We start from the raw sequence: 1,583 nt of genomic DNA on the forward strand, positions 1-1,583 counted from the left end.
ACTTTGAAGGATATTTTGTGGACATCAATCCAGGTTTCATCGAAATGTTAGGCTACTCCAAAGCGGAATTGATGTCAAAAAAAATCTCGGAATTCATTTATCCCGAGGATCGTGAACTCACGGCCGAGAAAAGACAAAAACTCTTGGAAAACGTTCCCTTGGTCAATTTTGAAAACAGGTATGTCAGCAAATCCGGAAAATTGGTCTGGTTGCACTGGACATCGGTTCCCCTGCCCGATCAAGGCTTGGTTTATGCTATTGCAAAGGACATCACCCATAAAAAGGAACTACAAAAGCAGCAGCTCTCCCATTTGAACGATCTTTCCATGGCCCATAAGGAGCTAAAACAACTGAATTATACCACCGCCCACGATTTAAGGTCCCCGGTAAACAATCTCATCTCATTGGTCAACCTGATCGATCTGGATAAGGTAATGGATACCGAGACCCAGGAAATATTGGCTATGATCAAAGTATGCACCAATAGTTTGATAGAGACGATGAACTCGCATATAGATGCCTTCAAGGAAATTGACACCACACAAAGACAATTGTCCAGAACCGACCTGATGGATGTGCTCCATAAGGTACAACACTCCATTGGAAATTTGATCAAGCAATCGGGCACGCAGTTCCACATAGACTTTTCTGCACTTCCTGTCGTATGGTTCAAGCCCCAAGCCTTGGAAAGTGTATTTCTCAACTTGATCACCAATTCCATAAAGTACTCCAAGTCCGGGGTCGCTCCCGTCATCACGATCCATAGTACAATAGCGGGCGGAAAACACATCTTAAGATATAGGGACAATGGTATCGGCTTTGATATGGCAAAGGTAGGCCACCAACTTTTCAAACTGGACCAGGGCCACCACGGTGGGAACAACAGTAAAGGGGTCGGCCTGTATTTAGTACATCAGAAAGTGACCGATAATGGTGGGAGTATCGAGGCGGACAGTAAAGTAAACCAAGGAACTACCTTTACGATCACCTTCAAGGAGCATCCCAATTCGTCTATCCCATAAATGTGCCTACCGGAACATCGAACCCACTTCTTGGTGCACCTTGAAGTAATGTTGCAAGTCCATTATCAGGAAGGGTCAATCATAGCTTCTAAATCGACCGTGTTTAAAACATTTTGTTCTTTGGCAGTTTAATGTAAAAATTTGATTGGTTTTATAGAGGAACAATGAAATTATGCGACAAAACGCAGTGTTGATTGCTGAAGTACTTTTTTTTTAAGAATTGAAAATAAGGTTATATCTGTATTCGATATCCTTAATTTCATTTTCACTGAGTTGGGCAAACGCTTTCTTTTTGGCCCTATTGGCTTGCTGCCCGTATACAGCAATCAAAAGACCAATGCATATTTAAAGGAAATTGCCAAGGCTTGTTGGATGAGCCGGATGGTTGAGACCACCAAAGACGGAAAATGAGAACCACCTAATTTTTGGATTTAGTGATTTTAAAATCAGTCTTTTGCGCTAGTCTTGAGGGTGCTCAATTCTATCCGGCGAAGGTGGTATACTATGTCCGGCGTTTCCAATTATCGTTCACAAGCACGGCAAAGTCAATATCACGGGTGA

2 protein-coding genes are annotated in these 1,583 nt (G+C 42.6%); both read left to right on the plus strand.

The annotated features are described in order from the left end of the window. Positions 1 to 1,022: PAS domain-containing sensor histidine kinase (locus K1F36_RS18590; protein WP_220115125.1), on the plus strand; the 1,022-nt coding region annotated here is incomplete at its 5' end. Between the two features lie 273 nt (positions 1,023 to 1,295). Beyond that, positions 1,296 to 1,433 carry a hypothetical protein gene (locus tag K1F36_RS18595; RefSeq protein ID WP_220115126.1) on the plus strand — a complete coding sequence of 46 codons (138 nt, stop codon included), beginning with the start codon at positions 1,296 to 1,298 and terminating at the stop codon, positions 1,431 to 1,433. Positions 1,434 to 1,583 lie beyond the last annotated feature (150 nt).

It is taken from the genome of Flagellimonas abyssi, from assembly GCF_019457905.1.
Lineage (GTDB): Bacteria > Bacteroidota > Bacteroidia > Flavobacteriales > Flavobacteriaceae > Flagellimonas > Flagellimonas abyssi.